The sequence below is a fragment of the Kitasatospora sp. NEAU-CNBT7 genome, assembly GCF_057220535.1.
Genome location: NZ_JBXQQB010000003.1, coordinates 1 through 17777 on the forward strand (window position 1 = coordinate 1; position 17777 = coordinate 17777).

Genomic DNA, 17777 nt, shown 5'->3' on the forward strand with positions numbered 1-17777 from the left:
CGCCGTCACGGACTGACGGCGAGCACCAGGTACGCGGCCAGGATCGCCAGGTGGACGCCGCCCTGCAGCGGGGTCGCCCGCTGGGGGGTGACGGTCAGCGTGCCGACGGCGACGGTCAGCGCGAGCAGCACCATGTGGGTGGCCCCGAGGCCCAGCAGCAGCGGGCCGGACAGCCAGGCCGAGGCGACCGCGACGGCCGGGATGGTCAGGCCGATGCTGGCCAGGGCCGAGCCGAGCGCCAGGTTGAGGCTGGTCTGCACCTGGCCGCGGGAGGCGGCCCGCACCGCGGCGATGGTCTCCGGGAGCAGCACCAGCAGGGCGATCACCACCCCGACCACGGCGGCCGGCAGGCCCGCGGCCGCCACCCCCCGCTCGATGGTGGGGGAGACGCCCTTGGCGAGGCCGACCACCGAGGTCAGCGCGACCGCGAGCAGGGCCGCCGAGGCGAGGGTGGTGCGCTGCGTCGGGCGGTCGCCGTGGTCGGCCGGGTCGAGCAGGTCGCCGGCGGGGGTGACCGGCAGGAAGTACTCGCGGTGGCGGACCGTCAGGGTGGCGACGAACAGGCCGTACAGCACGATCGAGGCGCTCGCCGCGTAGACCAGCTGGGTCGGGTTGAACTGCGGGCCCGGGGTGCTGGTGGTGAAGGTCGGCAGCACCAGGCTCATGGTGGCCAGGGTCGCGATGGTGGCGAAGGCGGCTCCGGTGCCCTCGGAGTTGAAGACCGCGACCCGGTGCTTGAGCGCGCCGACCAGGATGCACAGCCCGAGGATCCCGTTGCAGGTGATCATCACGGCGGCGAAGACGGTGTCCCGGGCGAGGCCCGCGCTCTTGTCGCCGCCGTCGGCCATCAGCGTGACGATCAGGGCGACCTCGATCACGGTCACCGCGACGGCCAGCACCAGCGACCCGAACGGCTCACCGACCCGGTGCGCGATCACCTCGGCGTGGTGGACCGCCGCGAGCACCGCCCCGGCCAGGAAACAGGCCACCACCGCCACCACCGGGCCCGGCAGCGAACGCTTCCAGGTCAGCAGCAGCAGGACCAGGGCCAGCACCGGCACCACGGTGGTCCACTGCGCGGCGAGCGGGCGGATCCGAGTGATCATGCCGTCGAGCTTGGCAGACCGGCGACCCCCGGCCGGGAAGTGACACCCGCTCGAGCGGCGGCGCCCGGCCGACGCACCGTCAGCCGGAGCCCGGGGCCCGCGAGGGGAAGCCGAAGCGCACCGGGACGCCCGGCGAGTACAGCACGCTGCACGGCTCGCCGCCGACCCCGGGCAGCCCGGCCGCCGCGATCAGGTCCTCGTCCAGGTCGAGCAGCCGGGCCCGGTGCAGCGGCCAGCGCGGATGCACGTTCGGCAGGTACAGCGGGCGGCCCGCGAAGGAGCTGTGCAGCCCCCAGCGGGCGGTCAGGAAGTGCTCCAGCGGGGTCGGTTCCGCCAGCTCGGGCCCGACCTCGACGGTGATCCGGCTGCGCGCCCCCCGCGGCCCCGGCCAGCGCCGCGCACTGGTGTACGTGACCGTGTCGCCCTCGTGCCGGACGGCCATCCGCGCCCACACGTACGGCAGCCGGAAACCGGCCCTGGCCGCCAGCACCGGGACCAGCCGGGACGCCTCCAGCGAACGGAACACCACCCCGCGCCGCCCGTGCCGGTCCACCGAGTACAGCCGGACGTTGGTCTCCGGGAAGGTCCCCAGGTACGGCAGTCCGGGTAGGCCGAACCAGCCGATCCGGTGCATCCGGAACGCGACCAGCCCGACGTGGCTCACCCCGTCCACGGTGTCCGGCCGGGCCCCGGCCGGCAGCAGCGGGGCGACCCGCTCCGGCTCCACCTCCCAGTGCAGGAAGGTCAGATCCAGCCATGACTGGGTGAGCAGCGTGGCGCCGACCGCGCGCGGCGGCCCGGGCGTGACGGGCTCCGGGGGAGCGGGCTGGATGGCCACGGCCGCGATCCTACGCCCCGGCCGCGCCGCCCCGGCCGGCCCGGGCCGGGCGGGGAACGTCCGGTGGCGCCCCGGCCGGGCCGGGAGCGGCCGTCACCGGCGCAGCCGGTCGTTCAGCCGGGCGGCCTGCCGGGTCAGGTGGTCGCGCTCGGCGAGGTCGGGTGCGCGGTGGGCGGCCTCGGCGTACAGCCGGGCCGCGGTCGCCAGGTCGCCGTCCCGCTCGTGCAGGTACGCCGCCACCGCGGTGTGGCGGGGCAGCGTGTCGTCCAGCGCCGCGAGCGCCGCGAGGCCCGCGCGCGGGCCGTCCGCCTCCCCGACGGCCACCGCCCGGTTCAGCCGGACGACGGGGCTGCCGGTCAGCCGGACGAGCTCGTCGTACCACTCGACGATCTGCACCCAGTCGGTCTCCTCGGCGCTCGGCGCGTCCGCATGGAGGGCCGCGACGGCGGCCTGGGCCTGGAACTCGCCCAGCCGGTCGCGGGCGAGCGCCGCCTGGAGGACCGCGACACCCTCGGTGATCGCCCGGGTGTCCCACCGGCCGCGGTCCTGCTCGGCCAGCGGCACCAGGGCGCCGTCCGGGGCGGTCCGGGCGGCCCGCCGGGCGTGGTGGAGCAGCATCAGCGCCAGCAGGCCCGCCACCTCGGGATGGTCGATCGCGGCCGCCAGCTGCCGGGTGAGCCGGATGGCCTCGGCGGACAGGTCGACGTCGCCCGAGTAGCCCTCGTTGAAGACCAGGTAGAGGACGCGCAGCACGGTGGAGACGTCGCCCGGCCGGTCGAACCGCACACCGGCCACCGTGCGCTTGGCCCGGCTGATCCGCTGCGCCATGGTCGCCTCGGGCACCAGGTAGGCCCGGGCGATCTGACGCGTGGTCAGCCCGCCGACGGCGCGCAGCGTGAGCGCGACCGCCGACGACGGGGTCAGGGACGGGTGGGCGCACAGGAAGTAGAGCCGGAGCGTGTCGTCCAGGGCGGGCGCCGGCCCGGGCGGCGGCTCCTCCTCGAGGCGGTCCTCCCGACGGCGGCGGGCGGTGTCCGCCCGCGTCGCGTCGAGGAACCGGCGCCAGGCCACCGTGACCAGCCAGCCCTTCGGGTCCCGCGGGGGGTCGGCGGGCCAGGCCCGGACGGCCTCGAGCAGGGCGTCCTGGACGGCGTCCTCGGCCGCCGCGAAGTCGGCTCCGCGGCGGACGAGGATGCCGAGCACGCTCGGCGTGAGTCTGCGGAGCAGTGCTTCGTCCATCGACCGGGTCAGTCGGTGATGGTGGGCGGCGCGGCCATGAGCGGGCGCAGCTCGAGCCACTCGTGGATCGGCTCGCCGCCCGCACCCGGGGCGGCCGACAGCTCCCCGGCCAGCTCGACGGCGCGTTCGTGGCTGTCGACGTCGATCACCATCCAGCCGGCGATGAGGTCCTTCGTCTCGGCGAACGGCCCGTCGGTCACCGGCGGGCGGCCCTCGCCGTCGTAGCGGACCCAGGTGCCCTCGGGGGCGAGCCCCTGGGCGTCGACGAACTCGCCGCTCTTCTCGAGGCGGGCCGCGAAGTCGTGCATGTACTGGATGTGCGCCGAGATCTCCTGCGGGGTCCACCGGTCCATCGGGACGTCGTTGACCGCGGCCGGGGCGCCGCGGTAGTGCTTGAGCAGCAGGTACTTGGCCATGGTGTCTCTCCTCGGTGCTGATGCGACCCATTGTGGTCGCGTTCACCCCTGGGACGGAGCCGGTCCCGGTTTCTCGACACACCTGCCGGACTTTCTCCGCCGGATTTCTCGCAGCCTCCGCCGGGACGCCGGAGCGTGCCGCCGACCCGGCCCGCCGGGGCGGCGGGGAGCGGCGGTCAGTCGGTGACGAGCTGCAGGAACGGCGCGAAGGCCGGGTGCTCCCGGCCGTCCAGGTCGACGGCGAGGCCGGGCCGGCCGGACGGCTGCCACAGGGCCAGCGAGAGCGGGCCCGCCGCGCCCGTGACGGCCGCGGTCACGTCCAGGCCGATCCAGTCGGCGGTGGTGGAGATCGGGCCGCCGCCGAGCGCCGCACCGAGGGCCGGGGAGCGGTTCCAGGTGACGGCCGCCTCCGTCCAGCCGCCGGAGGCCGCGAAGCACTGCACCGCGGTCTGCGTCCCGTCGGTGTCCGCGACCGCGCCGTGCACCCAGAGCACCGCCCGCCGCACCTCGCCCGCGAGGGCCGGGAGGTCGAAGCCGAACAGCGCCCGCCGGTCGAAGCCGCTGCCGGGGGTGCCGGTGCTCTTCACGGTCAGGGTGGTGGCGGTGCCGTAGTTGGTGTCACCGTACGGGCCGTCCCGCAGGTACGCGTCCCGCGCCGCGGGGACCAGCACCGCCCGGGCCGGCCGCGTGCCGGAGCCGGCCGGACGCAGCGTGACGGTCCGGGAGGCGCCCTGCGCGCCGCCGGTCTCGACCAGCAGGGTCACGGCCGCGCCGAGCCCGAGCGCGGTCACCCCCGGCCCCGGCTCGGCGCTGCCCCAGCCGGGCCGGGCGACGGTGACCCGGACGGTGGCGGCGGTCCTGGACGGGTCGCAGACGGTCACCGTCAGCGTCCCGTCCCGCTCCCGCAGCAGCACCGAGGACGGCGCCGACGCGGTGATCGGACCGGCCGTCCCGGCGGCGAAGAAGTTGGCCGCGGTCACGCCCGAGGCGGAGTCCGAAACGGCCTGCACCGCTGGGGAGTTGGCGAGCACGGAGACGGTCGGCGCGGCCGACCGGGCGGCCGCCGCGGCGGCGTCCGCGCCCGGCATCAGCTGGTAGTGGTAGCCCGCCCCGGCCGGGTCGGTGCCGTGGTCGATCCACAGCGTCAGATAGCGCCGGGTGATCGGATCGGCCGCGCCGCCGCCGTTGATGTCGTGCCAGCTGCCGGTCCGCGCCTCGCACAGCGCGTCCACCGCGGCGCCGTCCGGGAACAGGTAGGCGCCGGCCCCGGCCAGCGCCATCCAGCGCGCCGCCGGGAAGCGCGCCCCGCGCCCGGGCGTGCCGGGCTGCGCCGCGCCGTCCACGGTCAGCGCGGGCGTCCCGGCGGCGCCGAGATTGCGGTTGTCGACCACGGTCCGCACCGCGGCGCCGTCGGCGCAGGAGATCCCGGCCCCCAGGCAGACCACCGCATCGTCCAGCAGGAACCACGACGTGCGGCCGCGCAGGGTCGACGACAGCCCGCGCAGGTCCTGTCCGACGGCCGCGTAGGTGCCGTCGCAGGCGCCGCCCGCCCACAGGGAGTCGGGCCGGGCCTCGCCCCAGGACCCGCCCTCGGCGTCCGCCAGGGGCTTGGCGGAGACGGTGGTGCCGGGCAGCCGGTACGGGTCCACGGTGGGCCAGAAGGCGTCCGAGTACTGGCCGTTGCCGAAGGAGGAGCCCCACCAGGAGAGCATCCCGCTGCTGCTGTGCCAGCCGCGCAGATGCTCGCCGTTGCCGGTCTCGTAGAACGAGGTGCGGGCCGAGCACAGGCTCAGCGAGGCCGCCCAGCCGGCCCGGCGGACCACCGCGCGGTCCATCCCGAACACCACCGCCCCGGCCGGCTCCGCCGAGCCGGTCACCGACCGGTCGGCCAACAGGCGCTCGGCCCTGGCGAGTTCGGGCACGTCGACATAGCCGTCGGCCAGGTACGGACGGTACCCGTCCCGGGCGATCCAGCCCTTCACCATCGCCCGCCAGCCGGCCGACTGCCCGGCCGGGGCCGCACCCGAGTCCGCGAGGCGCAGGATGTGGCTCATCAGCGCGTGCCCGCGGGTGTGGTCGTCCTGCTGGAGGTGGCGCTGGTCCGAGCCCTGCGAGCCCCGGCTGACCGCCCGCCCGGCGACCGCGTCCATGGCCAGCCCGTTGAACACGAACGGCGCGTACGCGCGGGTCACCGCGTCGAAGACGTTCTGCCGCAGCGGGTCCGTCACCTCCCAGGGCGACCCCGCCAGCAGCCCCAGCAGCCGGCTCAGCCCGCCCATCAGCACCTCGCCGTACGAGCCGGTGTACGGCACCGAGGTGTGCTGCACGAACGAGCCGTCCGCGTACAGGCCGTCCCCGGCCAGCACGTACGGGAAGACCGGCGACAGCGCGGCGGAGGCGGTGGCGAGCTTGGCGGCGCTGCGGCCCAGCACACCGCGCACGGCCAGCACCCGGCACAGGTCGACCCGGTTGGCGCCGGTGCTGGTCTCCGCGTACACCGCCACCTTGTCGTCCGGGACGGCCCGGTCGACGGCGGCGCAGTAGGCCGCCACCTGGTCGGGCGTCAACCGGTCGTGGAGCAGGACCACGGTGTCGAGCAGGGCCTGCGGGGCGCCGATCTGCCAGTCCCACCAGTTCCCGTACGCGGTCGCGGTGGGGGTGAAGGCGCGGGTGTGCAGGTGGTCGAGGCCGGTGGCGACGGCGGCGGCGAGCGCCGGGTCGCCGGTGCGGCCGGTGCCGGGCTGCGCCCAGGCCAGTGCCAGGGTGCGGAGCCGGACGTAGCCGGCGGTGATGTTGGCGGAGGCGGTGCCGAGCGGGAGGTCGGGCCACAGCGCGCCGGGGGCCGGTGCCATGGTGTCCAGCGCGGTGCCGGCCCGGGCGCCGAGGGCGGCGAGGGCCCGGTCGTAGGGTGCGGCGGTGGCGTCGAAACCGGTGCCGGTGAGCAGCTCGCGCCAGCGCTGCCGCAGCGTGTCGTAGGGGTCGGCGGGGGTGCCGGCGGCCGCGTCGGTGGTGCCCGCCGTGCCGGAATCGAAGGCGCGGGCGGCCGCCCAGGACCCGGCCAGGGCCACCGCGGCGGTGCCCCCGGCCCGCAGCAGCCGGCGACGGGTCAGCGCGGGCGCGGCGCCGGGACGACCGGCCGGTCCGTCGGCGGCCGGGCCGGCCGCGGGGGCGGTGTCCATGGGGCCTCCAGGCCGGGAGGACCGGGACGGGGACGGTGGCGGTGGCGGTGGCGCGGGCGGGCCCGTGCCCGCCGCTCCGGTCGCGGACGACGGTAGGCGCCTTCCCGCCGCGCGTCAAAGCTGCTCGCGACCCGTGGCCCTCGCAGACCGTCCCGGCGGCGGCCCGGCCGACATGGCGGCGAATATGACCCCGGCTCAGCACCGCACCGGGCTATGGTTCGCGCAGGGGTCGAGGGCAGCCGCCCACGACCGGGAGGCCCTTCGCGGGAACGGTACTGGGGAGCAGCGATGAGGTTCGGAGTAATCGGCACGGGCACCGTCGGCCGGACGCTGGCGGCGAAACTGGTCTCGCTCGGCCACCAGGTCACGATCGGCTCCCGGACCAAGGACAACGCGGCCGCCAACGAGTGGGCGGACCGCTCCGGACCGTACGGCCACGCCGGGACCTTCACCGAGGCCGCCGAGTTCGGCGAGGTGGTGATCAACGCGACCGCGGGCACGGTCGCGCTGTCGGCGCTGCGGCTGGCCGGTGCCGGCCCGCTGGCCGGCAAGGTGCTGATCGACGTCTCCAACCCGCTGGTCTTCTCCGCCACCGGCGAGGTCAGCCTGGACCCGGTCAACACCGACAGCGTCGCCGAGCAGATCCAGCGGGAGTTCCCGGACGCCCGGGTGGTCAAGGCGCTGAACACGGTCAACGCCGACGTGATGGTCGACCCGGCCCGCCTGCCCGGCACCCACAACCTGTTCATCGCCGGGGAGGACCCCGAGGCCAAGGCCGTGGTGCGGGCCCTGCTGGTGGAGTTCGGCTGGCCGAGCGCCGCCGTCCTCGACCTCGGCGGCATCACCGCGGCCCGCGGCCTGGAGATGCTGATGCCGTTCTGGCTCGACCTGATGCGGCACTTCGGGCACGTCGACTTCAACTACTCGATCACCACCGCCGACTGACCGCCACCACCCGCCGCCGCGACCGACCACCCACGGGGACACCGATGACCGATCAGAGCCCACCGCCCTTCGAGCCGCTCGACGAGGACTGGCGGACCGCCCTCGCCGTGGTCGCCCACCCCGACGACATGGAGTACGGCGCCGCCGCGGCGGTCGCCCGCTGGACCTCCCAGGGCAAGCGGGTGGTCTACGTGATGGTGACCAGCGGCGAGGCGGGCATCGACTCGATGGACCCGCAGGAGTGCCGCACCGTCCGGGAGCAGGAGCAGATCGCCTCCGCCGCCCTGGTCGGCGTCGACACCGTCGAGTTCCTCGGGTACCCGGACGGCACGGTCGAGTACGGGCTGCCGCTGCGCCGGGACATCGCCCGCGCGGTCCGGCGGCACCGGCCGGAGATCGTGATCACCACCAACTTCCGGGACACCTACTTCGGCTCGTTCCCGAACCAGGCGGACCACATCGCCACCGGCCGGGCCACCCTGGACGGCGCCCGCGACGCCGGGAACCGCTGGGTGTTCCGCGAGCTGACCGCCGAGGGCCACCAGCCGTGGGACGGCGTCCGCCAGGTCTGGGCGGCCGCCTCGCCGCAGGCCCGGCACGCGGTGGACACCACCGAGCACTTCGACCGCGGGGTGGCCTCGCTGGAGGCGCACGGGGCGTACCTGGCCGGGCTCGGCGGCGCGATGGCCGACGCCCGCGGTTTCCTGGACGGGATCGGCCGGGCCACGGGGGAGCGGCTCGGGACGCGCTACGCGTCGTCCTTCGAGGTGGTACCGCTGCGCGGCTGAGCGGCGCCGGGCCGGGCGGGCCGGTCGCCGGCCCCGGCCCGCCCGCGGCGCAGCAGCCACCGGACCGGCAGCGCGAGCACCAGCAGGCCGAGCGCGGCCAGCAGGTAGAACTGGTAGCGCACGGCCCGGTCGTACAGCGCGGCGATGTTGTCGCCCGCCAGGTAGCCGGCGCCCGCCCAGACGCCGACCCACAGCACGGCGCCCGCGACGTTGGCGGCGAGGAAGCGGTGCCAGGGCATCCGGGCGGCGCCCGCCACGATGCCGTTGGCCTGGCGCAGCCCGTCCACGAACCGGGCGACCAGCACCAGCTGGCTGCCGCGCCGTTCGAAGAAGTGCTCGGCGCGGGCCATCCGCGCGGGGGTGAGCCGCAGGTAGCGGCCCCAGCGCCCGACGAAGGCGGGGCCGCCGCGGCGGCCGATCAGGTAGCCGAGGCAGTCCCCGGCGACGGCCGCCAGTACGGCGATGGCCGCCACGGCGGCGATCGAGAGGCGGCCGGTGCCGGCGTAGACCGCGGCCAGCACCAGGATGGTCTGGCCGGGGACGGGTACGGCGCAGTTGTCCAGGAACACCAAGAGGCCCACCGCCGGATAACCGTAGTCGTCCAGCAGCGGGGCCAGTTGGGCCAGCGGGCCGGGCAGGGACGAGGTCACGGTCGACAGCTCCCGGCAGGCGCCGGCCGTGCGGGGACTACCGGTGTTCCAGGTGCGGTTCGATGCTGGTGTCGGGCCCGGGGTAGATCAGGCCCTCGTGGCCGTCCTCGAACTGGACCAGGTACGGCGGGGCACCGTCGGCCCCCCGGACTTCGATGATTTCGCCTTGCCGGTCCTCCATGCCCACTGACCTGCTGTGGATGTGGAGCCGGTCGCCAACCATGGCCTGCATGCTGTGCTCCTGCTCTGCTCCGGGGAGACGGACGGACTGGTGTCTTCCACTGTGCTGCGCCCGGCTGGCCCGCGCAACGTGCCCCTCCGGCGTGGCGCGGGGATCGGGCCGTGCGGTGCGGCCGGGTCCGGCATGCCCGCGTCGGGATCCCGGTGCGCGCTGAATCTTGCAGACAGTCGTCCTGTTTTTGCGCACGTGTATGGACTTCGTGCGTTGACGGCTCGTAGTCTCGGCAAGCCCGGGGCGGCCACGGCCGTCGCCGGGTGCACCCACCCCCGAGCTCTCCCCCACCGAGCCGCAAGGATGTGCAGCCGCAGATGCAGCCACCACCCCGAACCCGCGGATCCCGTACCGTCGCGGCGCTCACCGCGACCGCGCTGGGCGCCGCCGGACTGCTGACCGCCGTACTGGCCAACGCCGGTGCGGCGCACGCCGCCGGCGTTCCAGCGCTGTCGCCGCTCGCCGTGCCGGGCCGCGGCGCCACGGTCCCGTTCGTCGAGCAGGAGGCCGAGTACGCGGCCACCAACGGCACCGTGATCGGCCCCGACCGGCTCTACGGGCACCTGCCCTCGGAGGCCTCCGGGCGGCAGGCCGTCACGCTGAACGCGCCCGGCCAGTACGTGGAGTTCACGCTGTCCGCGGCGGCCAACTCCATCGACTTCCGCTACAGCCTGCCGGACACCGCGGACGGCAAGGGGCGGGACGCCTCGCTCGACCTGCTGGTCAACGGCAGCAGGCTGAAGAGCGTCGACGTGACGTCCAAGTACAGCTGGTACTACGGTGGTTACCCGTTCAACAACAACCCGGGCGACACCAACCCGCACCACTTCTACGACGAGACCCGCACCCTGCTCGGCGCCACCTACCCCGCCGGGACGAAGATCCGCCTCCAGGTGGCCTCCACCGCGCAGTCACCGAGCTTCACCGTCGACCTGGCCGACTTCGAGAACGTGGCCGCGCCGATCGCCAGGCCCGCCGGGGCGCTCGACGTGGTCGCCGACTTCGGCGCCGACCCGACCGGCGCCACCGACTCCACCGCGAAGTTCCAGGCGGCGGTCGACGCCGGTCAGGCGCAGGGCAAGCCGGTCTACATCCCGCAGGGCAGCTTCACCCTCTACGACCACGTGATCGTGGACGGCGTCACGCTCACCGGCGCCGGCCCCTGGTACAGCGTGCTCGGCGGCCGGGACCCGGTGAACCGCTCGCACGCGGCCGGGATCTACGGCAAGTACGTGACCGCCGGCGGCCCGAGCCGGGGCGTCACGCTGAGGAACTTCGCGATCATCGGCGACATCCGGGAGCGGGTCGACGAGGACCAGGTCAACGCCATCGGCGGCGCGATGTCCAACTCGCTGATCGACAACCTCTGGCTCCAGCACACCAAGGTCGGTGCCTGGATGGACGGCCCGATGGACCAGCTCACCATCCGGAACAGCCGGATCCTGGACCAGACCGCGGACGGCGTGAACTTCCACACCGGCGTCACCAACTCGACCGTCACCAACACCTTCGTGCGCAACACCGGTGACGACGGGCTGGCCTCCTGGCCGCAGGACAAGCCGAACGTCAACGACAGCTTCACCCACAACACCGTGGTGCTGCCGATCCTGGCGAACAACATCGTCACCTACGGCGGCAAGGACTTCACCATCTCGGACAACGTCATGTCCGACACCATCACCAACGGCGGCGGCCTGCACATCGCCAACCGCTACCCCGGGGTGAACTCCGGCAGCGGCACCGCCGTCGCGGGTACCATCACCGCCGCCCGCAACACCCTGATCCGCACCGGAAACAGCGACTTCAACTGGAACTTCGGGGTCGGCGCGGTCTGGTTCAGCGGCCTCAACGAGCCGATCTCCGGCGCCACCGTCAACATCACCGACACCGACATCCTGGACAGCTCCTACGAGGCGATCCAGACCATCGAGGGCGCCGCCAACGGCATCAACTTCACCAACGTCACCATCAACGGCGCCGGCACCTACGCGATCCAGGCCCAGGCCAACGCCACCATGCGGTTCACCAACGTGACCGCCAGGAACATCGCCCAGGCCGCCACCCCGGTCCACAACTGCGTCGGCACCGGCTTCGCGATCACCGACGGCGGCGGCAACTCCGGCTGGAACACCGGCTCCACCTGCACCGGCACCTGGCCCGCACCGGTCTGGACGTACGACGGCGTGCCGGGCGGCGGTCAGGGGACCTCCTCGCCCAGCCCGTCCCCGTCCGGCTCCCCGTCCCCGTCGCCGTCCTCCTCGCCCTCGACGCCGGCCTGCCCCACCACGGGCAACCTGGCCCTGGGGCGTCCGGCGACCGCGTCCGGCTCCACCCAGGCCTACGGTGCGGGCAACGCGGTGGACGGCAATGCGGACACCTACTGGGAGAGCGCGAACAACGCGTTCCCGCAGTGGGTCCAGGTCGACCTCGGCTGCCTGCAGAACCTGGCCGCCGTGACCCTGAAGCTGCCGCCCGCCGCGGCCTGGGGTGCGCGCACCGAGACGGTCGCGGTGCAGGGGTCGGCGGACGGCGCGAGCTTCGCGACGGTGGTCGGTGCGGCCTCGTACGGCTTCGACCCGGCGAGCGGGAACACCGTCACGGTGAACCTGCCCGCGACCAGTGCGCGCTTCCTGCGGCTGACCTTCACCGCCAACTCGGGCTGGCCCGCCGGTCAGCTCTCCGAGCTCCAGGTGTTCGGCGGCACGGGGACCGGCTCGCCGTCGCCGTCCTCCTCGCCCAGTTCCCCGCCGCCGGCCTGCCCCACCGCGGGCAACCTGGCGCAGGGGCGTCCGGCGACCGCGTCCGGCTCCACCCAGACCTACGGCGCGGGCAACGCGGTGGACGGGAACGCGGACACCTACTGGGAGAGCGCGAACAACGCGTTCCCGCAGTGGGTCCAGGTCGACCTCGGCTGCCAGGCGGCGGTCAAGCGGCTGGTCCTCAAGCTGCCGCCGGCCGCGGCCTGGGGTGCGCGCAGCGAGACGGTCGCGGTGCAGGGGTCGGCGGACGGCGCGAGCTTCGCGACGGTGGTCGGTGCGGCCTCGTACGGGTTCGACCCGGCGAGCGGGAACACCGTCACGGTGAACCTGCCCGCGACCAGTGCGCGGTATCTGCGGCTGACCTTCACCGCCAACTCGGGCTGGCCCGCCGGTCAGCTCTCCGAGCTCCAGGTGTTCGGCTCCTAGCCGCACCCGCGGCAGGACATGCCGGTGCCCCGCGCACCCCTGGGTGGGGGTGGGCGGGGCGCCGGACGTGCGTCGTGCGTGGGCCTTACTTGGTGAGGCCGGCCTTGACGGAGCAGACCGGCCAGGCGCCGGGGCCCTGGGAGGCGAGGACCTTCTCGGCGACGTTGATCTGCTGGGCCTTGGTGGCGAGGTCGGCGCGCGGGGCGTAGGAGGTGCCGCCGAAGGCGGCCCAGGTGCTGTTGGTGAACTGCAGGCCGCCGTAGAAGCCGTTGCCGGAGTTGATCGCCCAGTTGCCGGTCGACTCGCACTGCGCGACCTTGTCCCAGGTGGAGGCCGGGGCGGCGGACGCCCCGGTGGCCGTGACGAGTCCGGCCACCGGCAGGGCGATGACCGCACCCGCCATGACGGCCATCCGAACGCGCTTGCGCTTGGTGGCGGTGGTGGTGGCAGCGGAAGTCTCGTTACGGAAAGTCAAAGTGAATCCTCTCGGAGTCCTCGGGGAAGGCGTGCCGCACCCGCCCCGCAAGGGGGCCCGGTCGGTCCGTCTCTACGCATGGCGGCCGGTCACGCAGGGTGCGGACCGTGCCGCCCTGGTCACCGCCTCCGCCGGTCCCGGCACGAGGCCGTCGGACGGGCGGGCACCGGCCGCGGCTCCGGTACGGGAGCGGGTGGTGCGCCAGGGGGTGAACCCGGGGAGTGCGCTGTGCACTGGTTTCGAAGCTACGGGCGCCCCGGGGGCGGCACAAGGATTTCCGGAGAAGTACCAGCTCAGCGCGGTGTTTCCGCAGGTAACACGGTGCCCGGACCCCCGATTTCACGGGCCCGGTCGCCGCCCGCCGGGGCCGCCGGAGGGCGTTCTGTGGCCCCGGTCACCGGGATCCGGCTGTGAGGCCGCGCGCATGGTCGACGCAGCGTGACGGCACCGCCGACGGCCGGTCAGCGTCCGAGGGGAGCCGCGATGGCCTGGGTCACATCCGGCCCGGGGCCCCGCTCAGGACCGGCTCACGGCCGCGCGGGCCCGGCGGCGGGGGAGGGGTCGGAGAGGTAGCAGCGCAGCAGCCGCTTGCACTCGGCAATCAGTGCCGGATCGCCGGCCGGGTCGGTGCGGAAGGCCAGTTTCAGGACGGCGTCCGCACACTCCAGGCCGACCCGGACGGCGAGTGGGAAGGAGGTGGGATCGAGCAGTCCGGCGCCGATCTCCTGGATCCGTAGTGCGACGGCCGCGTTGTTGTCGAGCTCCGGGCTGAGCAGGTGCTCGCCGTCGTCCAGCCCGGCGGCGGAGCGGTCGACCAGGCCGAAGTCGAGGTGCCCGAAGCCGGGCACGGCCCGCTTCATCGCCACGAACTCCTCGACGGCGAGATCCACGAACCCGGCCACGCCGGGCGGCGACTCGGCGGCGATCCGGCGGCCCAGCCGGTCGAGGTAGCGGTCCAGGTTCCGTTCGGCGAGCGCGGCGAGCAGGCTCTCCTTGCCGGAGAAGAACTGGTAGAGGGTGCCGATCGGCACCTGGGCGCGGTGCGCGACCTCCTTGGTGGTGAGCGCGGTCGCGCCGACCTCGTCCAGCAGCCCGGCGCAGGCGTCCAGCAGCCGTTCGTACCGCTCCAGGCTGCGCTGCTGCACCGGCCGTCGCCGTACCGTGCCCGCCTGTTCCCGCTCCCGCCCGCCCGTCTGCGCCGTCATGCGCTCACTCTGCCCCATCCGGCGCTCGCGGAGCCAATCCCCACCCGTCGCCGCCGGCGGCGGGGCACCGCGCGGCCGGGTCCGGCGCGCGCGTACGCCCCGGACCCCTGCGGGGAGGTCCGAGGCGAACTGCTCGGTGGTGCCTAGGCGGTGGTACGGGTCGTGCCCGCGCACAGGGCCCAGATCACGAAGGCGTCGATGGCGATCAGGATGATGGCCCAGAACGGGTAGTACGGCAGCCACAGGAAGTTCGCGATCATCGCGAGTCCGGCGACCGCGACGCCCACCACCCGGGCCCAGGTGGCGCCGCTGAACAGGGCCAGCCCGGTCAGCGCCAGGATCACACCGAGGATGAGGTGGATCCAGCCCCAGCCGGTGGTGTTCATCGAGAACGTGTAGTTGCGGGTGACGACCAGCAGGTCGTCCTTGGCGATGGCGGCGATGCCCTCGAAGATCGCCATGGTGCCACCGAAGATCATCATGACGGCGGCGAAGACGGTCCACCCCGTGGCCCAGGGCCGGCCGGTGGTCTGCGCCGCGCCGGTCCCGCCGACGTTGCTGGTCATGGTCCGAGCTCCTTCGAGTGCGCTGGTCACCCGGTCGGCGACCTTGTTCGGAGGCTCCACAACCAGGGTGCCACGCCTGTCACGGACCGCCACCTAGGAGACGGGCGGGGAGCGGTGGGTCAGGTGGTGATGGTGGCGACGGGCTCGAGGCCGTAGCTGCGGGCGTAGCCGTTCTCGGTGCCGACGAGGAGGTCGACGACCTCGAAGTAGCGGTCCCAGAACGGGGTTTCGCGCAGCGCGTCGATGAGGAGCCGGTAGGCGCGGTGGTCCTCGGCCTCCCACATCCAGACGTCGGTGACGCGGGCGGAGTAGAACTCGGTGTCGTAGAAGCGCGAGCGGACGCCGGTGGTCCTGGCCTCGATCACCGGCAGCACCTCGGTGGTGAAGGCGGCGACCCGCTGCGGGACGGTCAGGGCCAGCCACTCCGGCGTGGTCTTGACGAGCATGAACGCCGTGACCGGGGGTTCGGTGGTTCCGGTGGGCATCAGGGTGGCTCCAAAGGGGCGGATGTCAGGTTTCGGGGTTCAGGGTTTCGGGGTTCAGGAGAGGACGGCCGGCTTGAGGGTCCGGGCGCACCACTCCTCGAAGGTGGTGGCGGAGGCGGTGTCCGGGGTGCGGACCGCACCGGCGTCCAGGCCCTGGTCCTTGGCCCGCTTCATGTCGACGATGCCCTGGACGAAGACCTCGTTGAGCCCGTGGCCGACCAGGGTGGCGTACATCTCGTCGAGCGCCTGGCGCTCGTAGCGCACCGGCCGGCCGAACTGCTCGGTCATGATGCGGGCCAGGTCGTTGGGGGACAGGTCCTGCGGCCCGAGGACCGGGACGCTGCCGCTGCCGGTCCACGAGCGGTCCAGCAGCAGGCGGGCGGCCGTGGCCGCGATGTCGGCGGTGGCGACGAGCGGGGCCTTGCGGTCGGCGTCGGCGGAGTCGGTGAAGACGCCCCGGTCGCGGATCGAGTCGGCCTCCTCCAGCAGGTTCTCGAAGAACGACGGGTTGGCCAGGGCCCGGTAGGCGACGCCGCTGCCGGCGATGAGGTCGTCCAGGGCGAGGGAGGCGGTGACGAGACCGGCCCGGTCGGCGAGCGGGGTGCCGCGGCCGAGCGCGGAGACGCCGACGACATGGCCGACCCCGTGGGCGGCGAGCGCCCGCACGGCGGGTGCGCTGAAGCCGCTGTAGGCGTCGAACGGGGTCAGGGCGGCGTCCGGGGGCGCGAGCCAGAAGACGGCGTCCGCACCCGCGAAGGCCGCGTCGACGACCTCGGCGTCACCGTGCGAGCCGACGAACACCTCCACGCGTCCGCGGGCCTCCTGCGGGAGCCGGGCCGGGTCGCGGACGATCACGCGCAGCGCCTCGCCCGCGGCGGGGTCGGACTCCAGGAGGAGGGAGAGCAGGTGGCGGCCGATGTTCCCGGTGGGAGCAGTAATGACGATCATGAAAACCTCGTAGGTCGTGCCGGTCGGTACGTCCCTCATCCTGCTGAGGATCCAGGTGCTGCCACAATGGGAACTTCAGCACGGAATCATTGACCGGAACGGAATAATGCTGGTGAACAGCCCGGATGCGGCCCTCGACGCCAATCTCGCCCTCGCCCTGGACGCCCTGCTGACCGAACACAGCGTCACCCGGGCCGCCGCCCGCCTGCACACCTCGCCCGCCGCCATGAGCCGCACCCTCGCCCGCCTGCGCCGCACCCTCCAGGACCCGCTGCTGGTCAGGGCCGGGCAGCGGATGGTCCCCACCCCCCGCGCGCTGGCCCTGCGCGAGGAGGCCGCGGCCGTGGTCCGGAGCCTGCACGCCCTGCTCGGCCCCGCCACCGGCGTCGACCCCGCCACCCTCAGCAGCACCTTCACCCTGCAGACCGCCGACCTGGTCGGCGCGGCCCTGGCCCCCGGACTGCTGCGCCTCGCCGGGCAGGAGGCGCCCGGGGTGTCGTTCCGGCTGCGCGCCGAGGACTTGGAGGCCGGACCCGCGCTGCGCGACGGCCGGATCGACCTGGAGGTCGGCTCGATCGACCACGTGGACCCTGAGACGAGGGTCGAGGAACTGGTCACCCTCCGCATGGTGGCGGCCGTCCGGCCGGGCCACCCGCTGACCGAGGGGCCGCTGACCCCGGCCCGGCTCGCCGCCGCCCAGCACGTCGCGGTCAGCCGCCGCGGCCGCTTCACCGGCCCGCTCGACACCGCCCTGGCCGAGCAGAACCTCCGCCGGCGGGTCGGCGTCGTCCTCCCCGGCCACCTGGCGGCGATGGCCCTCGCCGCCCGCACCGACCTGGTCTGCCTGGTGCCCGCCGCACCACCCGGCGCCGCCCCCTCCCCGCTCACCGGTGACGCCACCGCCCTCGGACTTCAACTCCTGGACATACCAGTGGCGTTGCCGCCCGTGACCATCGGCATGGCCTGGCACCCCCGGCACGCGGCCGACCGGGCCCACCACTGGCTCCGCAACGCCGTCCGCCGCACCCTGTGCACCCCCGGGAGCCCGACCGCATGACCCCCCCGCCGGTGCGCAGCGGTCACCCGGGGCCGGCGGCGAGGCGGACGACCGTCAGGTAGCCGCGGCGGGGCGGGGACCCGAGCCACAGGCCGACGGGCAGGTCACGGCCCAGGACGTCCAGCACCTCGGCGGCGGGATGGCCGAAGAGGTCGATGCCGTCGAGGACGACCGGGGTGACCGCGGGACCGCAGGAGGCCGGCCGGGCGCGGCTGAGCACGATGCTGCGCAGCAGCGGTTCGGCGGGTTCGAGGGCGTCCCAGTCGACCTCGTCGGAGCCGGTGGCGAGTTCGACGTCGTGGTGCCGCGCGGTGCGGCTCCAGGTGGCGTCCAGCATCGGGACGGCCCGGGCGTCGCCGAGTGCGGCCAGCGTCCGGCCGGTGGCCCGGTCGTCCAGGCCGAAACGGAGCAGGCCGGCGCCGGCGGGCAGGACGACCCCGGTGCCGGGGAGCAGTTCGAACAC

General features: G+C 74.4%; 16 protein-coding genes and 1 pseudogene. 4 read left to right on the plus strand and 13 right to left on the minus strand.

Annotated elements, in window-relative coordinates; genetic code table 11:
- Positions 1–5: 5 nt before the first annotated feature.
- The 5 genes from AC2TEW_RS04915 to AC2TEW_RS04935 form a co-directional block, all read right to left on the minus strand.
- Complete coding sequence (locus AC2TEW_RS04915) at positions 6–1106, minus strand: calcium:cation antiporter (RefSeq protein WP_484622056.1); 1101 nt, start codon at positions 1104–1106, stop codon at positions 6–8.
- A 79-nt stretch (positions 1107–1185) separates the two neighbouring features.
- The gene (locus AC2TEW_RS04920) at positions 1186–1944 is read right to left on the minus strand and encodes a YqjF family protein (protein WP_484622057.1); all 759 of its coding nucleotides are present in this window, start codon (positions 1942–1944) and stop codon (positions 1186–1188) included.
- 93 nt (positions 1945–2037) lie between these two features.
- Positions 2038–3183: an RNA polymerase sigma factor gene (locus tag AC2TEW_RS04925; RefSeq protein WP_484622058.1), complete on the minus strand. Its 1146-nt coding sequence runs from the start codon at positions 3181–3183 to the stop codon at positions 2038–2040.
- An 8-nt stretch (positions 3184–3191) separates the two neighbouring features.
- Positions 3192–3599, minus strand: coding sequence for a YciI family protein (locus AC2TEW_RS04930; protein ID WP_484622059.1), 408 nt, complete (start codon positions 3597–3599; stop codon positions 3192–3194).
- Between the two features lie 176 nt (positions 3600–3775).
- The gene (locus AC2TEW_RS04935) at positions 3776–6778 is read right to left on the minus strand and encodes a polysaccharide lyase family 8 super-sandwich domain-containing protein (RefSeq protein ID WP_484622060.1); all 3003 of its coding nucleotides are present in this window, start codon (positions 6776–6778) and stop codon (positions 3776–3778) included.
- A 288-nt stretch (positions 6779–7066) separates the two neighbouring features.
- On the opposite strand from AC2TEW_RS04935, the gene AC2TEW_RS04940 reads away from it, so the two are divergent.
- Both AC2TEW_RS04940 and AC2TEW_RS04945 read left to right on the plus strand, forming a co-directional pair.
- A complete protein-coding gene (locus tag AC2TEW_RS04940; RefSeq protein ID WP_484622061.1) occupies positions 7067–7723 on the plus strand; it encodes an NADPH-dependent F420 reductase in 657 nt (218 codons plus the stop codon).
- Positions 7724–7767: 44 nt separating this feature from the next.
- Positions 7768–8511: a PIG-L deacetylase family protein gene (locus AC2TEW_RS04945; RefSeq protein WP_484622062.1), complete on the plus strand. Its 744-nt coding sequence runs from the start codon at positions 7768–7770 to the stop codon at positions 8509–8511.
- Here the strand turns inward: AC2TEW_RS04945 and AC2TEW_RS04950 are convergent.
- Together AC2TEW_RS04950 and AC2TEW_RS04955 are read right to left on the minus strand one after the other, a co-directional pair.
- Positions 8472–9161 carry a DedA family protein gene (locus AC2TEW_RS04950; protein WP_484622063.1) on the minus strand — a complete coding sequence of 230 codons (690 nt, stop codon included), beginning with the start codon at positions 9159–9161 and terminating at the stop codon, positions 8472–8474. The two genes, AC2TEW_RS04945 and AC2TEW_RS04950, sit on opposite strands and share 40 nt — an antisense overlap.
- Positions 9162–9198: 37 nt before the next feature.
- Positions 9199–9393 (minus strand): DUF1918 domain-containing protein, encoded by a 195-nt coding sequence (locus AC2TEW_RS04955; protein ID WP_033823726.1) that lies wholly within the window; start codon positions 9391–9393, stop codon positions 9199–9201.
- A gap of 317 nt (positions 9394–9710) precedes the next feature.
- On the opposite strand from AC2TEW_RS04955, the gene AC2TEW_RS04960 reads away from it, so the two are divergent.
- Positions 9711–12578 carry a discoidin domain-containing protein gene (locus AC2TEW_RS04960; RefSeq protein ID WP_484622064.1) on the plus strand — a complete coding sequence of 956 codons (2868 nt, stop codon included), beginning with the start codon at positions 9711–9713 and terminating at the stop codon, positions 12576–12578.
- 88 nt (positions 12579–12666) lie between these two features.
- Here the strand turns inward: AC2TEW_RS04960 and AC2TEW_RS04965 are convergent.
- The 5 genes and pseudogenes from AC2TEW_RS04965 to AC2TEW_RS04985 form a co-directional block, all read right to left on the minus strand.
- A pseudogene (locus AC2TEW_RS04965) lies at positions 12667–12990 on the minus strand (transglycosylase family protein); the annotation flags it as partial.
- Positions 12991–13580: 590 nt separating this feature from the next.
- Positions 13581–14258 carry a TetR/AcrR family transcriptional regulator gene (locus AC2TEW_RS04970; RefSeq protein WP_484622065.1) on the minus strand — a complete coding sequence of 226 codons (678 nt, stop codon included), beginning with the start codon at positions 14256–14258 and terminating at the stop codon, positions 13581–13583.
- Positions 14259–14401: 143 nt separating this feature from the next.
- Positions 14402–14824, minus strand: coding sequence for a DUF7144 family membrane protein (locus AC2TEW_RS04975; protein ID WP_484622066.1), 423 nt, complete (start codon positions 14822–14824; stop codon positions 14402–14404).
- A gap of 119 nt (positions 14825–14943) precedes the next feature.
- A complete protein-coding gene (locus AC2TEW_RS04980; RefSeq protein ID WP_484622067.1) occupies positions 14944–15309 on the minus strand; it encodes a darcynin family protein in 366 nt (121 codons plus the stop codon).
- 54 nt (positions 15310–15363) lie between these two features.
- The gene (locus AC2TEW_RS04985) at positions 15364–16257 is read right to left on the minus strand and encodes an NAD(P)H-binding protein (protein ID WP_484622392.1); all 894 of its coding nucleotides are present in this window, start codon (positions 16255–16257) and stop codon (positions 15364–15366) included.
- 106 nt (positions 16258–16363) lie between these two features.
- Between AC2TEW_RS04985 and AC2TEW_RS04990 the strand changes: the two genes are divergently transcribed.
- On the plus strand, positions 16364–17314 hold the full coding sequence (locus tag AC2TEW_RS04990; RefSeq protein ID WP_484622068.1) for a LysR family transcriptional regulator: 951 nt from the start codon (positions 16364–16366) through the stop codon (positions 17312–17314).
- A 22-nt stretch (positions 17315–17336) separates the two neighbouring features.
- On the opposite strand, the gene AC2TEW_RS04995 is transcribed toward AC2TEW_RS04990, so the two are convergent.
- Positions 17337–17777, minus strand: a complete 441-nt coding sequence (locus AC2TEW_RS04995; RefSeq protein WP_484622069.1) for a hypothetical protein — start codon at positions 17775–17777, stop codon at positions 17337–17339.

Coding starts and splice junctions, on each gene's coding strand:
- AC2TEW_RS04915 (WP_484622056.1), bottom strand. CDS start 1,106: ATGATCACTCGGATCCGCCCGCTCGCCGCGCAGTGGACCACCGTGGTG.
- AC2TEW_RS04925 (WP_484622058.1), bottom strand. CDS start 3,183: ATGGACGAAGCACTGCTCCGCAGACTCACGCCGAGCGTGCTCGGCATC.
- AC2TEW_RS04930 (WP_484622059.1), bottom strand. CDS start 3,599: ATGGCCAAGTACCTGCTGCTCAAGCACTACCGCGGCGCCCCGGCCGCG.
- AC2TEW_RS04935 (WP_484622060.1), bottom strand. CDS start 6,778: ATGGACACCGCCCCCGCGGCCGGCCCGGCCGCCGACGGACCGGCCGGT.
- AC2TEW_RS04940 (WP_484622061.1), top strand. CDS start 7,067: ATGAGGTTCGGAGTAATCGGCACGGGCACCGTCGGCCGGACGCTGGCG.
- AC2TEW_RS04945 (WP_484622062.1), top strand. CDS start 7,768: ATGACCGATCAGAGCCCACCGCCCTTCGAGCCGCTCGACGAGGACTGG.
- AC2TEW_RS04955 (WP_033823726.1), bottom strand. CDS start 9,393: ATGCAGGCCATGGTTGGCGACCGGCTCCACATCCACAGCAGGTCAGTG.
- AC2TEW_RS04960 (WP_484622064.1), top strand. CDS start 9,711: ATGCAGCCACCACCCCGAACCCGCGGATCCCGTACCGTCGCGGCGCTC.
- AC2TEW_RS04970 (WP_484622065.1), bottom strand. CDS start 14,258: ATGACGGCGCAGACGGGCGGGCGGGAGCGGGAACAGGCGGGCACGGTA.
- AC2TEW_RS04975 (WP_484622066.1), bottom strand. CDS start 14,824: ATGACCAGCAACGTCGGCGGGACCGGCGCGGCGCAGACCACCGGCCGG.
- AC2TEW_RS04980 (WP_484622067.1), bottom strand. CDS start 15,309: ATGCCCACCGGAACCACCGAACCCCCGGTCACGGCGTTCATGCTCGTC.
- AC2TEW_RS04985 (WP_484622392.1), bottom strand. CDS start 16,257: ATGATCGTCATTACTGCTCCCACCGGGAACATCGGCCGCCACCTGCTC.
- AC2TEW_RS04990 (WP_484622068.1), top strand. CDS start 16,364: ATGCTGGTGAACAGCCCGGATGCGGCCCTCGACGCCAATCTCGCCCTC.